The organism is Vibrio sp. 2134-1 (assembly GCF_033339495.1).
This window is the reverse complement of sequence record NZ_JAWOUS010000727.1, coordinates 1-579: the sequence shown is the minus strand read 5'-3', so window position 1 is coordinate 579 and position 579 is coordinate 1. Positions and strand designations below refer to the sequence as shown.

Below are 579 nucleotides of genomic sequence, written 5' to 3'. Positions count from 1 at the left end.
TTGGGAAGCGAGTTTTGGTTGGCTGTTGGCTAATAAGTTCTCCCCAAAGTGAAAGCGCCCGAATCGAACGTCCCAGAACATCAATCGCAGTACCATTATCATTAACGGCAGGAGAGAGGGCCCTAGAGGCTATTTCTGCAAGTACAACTAAGCCAAAGCGAGGATCTTGGTCATAGGATCGCTCAGTTCGGATCGTGAACGCTGCCGTTACCTCACTTTCTTCTGCTAATTCGCCACAGACCCAAGCCAATGGTTGACCAAGATAAACAAAACTCCCTGGCTGTCTCTCAATATAGATAGTGGATTGAGAGGCTTTAGCAATACTATCTAGGTGGTGCATATCAATATGTTGTAAGTAACCAATTTCTTTGCTGACAATCGGTTTGCTTCCTCTCGGTTTGTGCTCTGGATGACTCCAAGGAAATGCACCCAGCCAAGGCTCACAGCCTCGTTTTCGAATCGCACTTAATAGCGCTTGTTCCACATTTGAGGTGGTTTCCGAGACTCTACCAAGTACAGATAGGTGCTGAATCCAGCGAAGTAGAGTCAGGATGATCATAATGATCACCACCATGGTTA

General features: G+C 46.5%; 1 protein-coding gene. It reads right to left on the bottom strand.

Features of this window, described 5'->3' with window-relative positions; translation table 11 throughout:
- The coding region (locus R7R78_RS28205) for a DUF2254 family protein (protein WP_225474861.1) at positions 1-579 on the bottom strand (579 nt) is incomplete at both ends.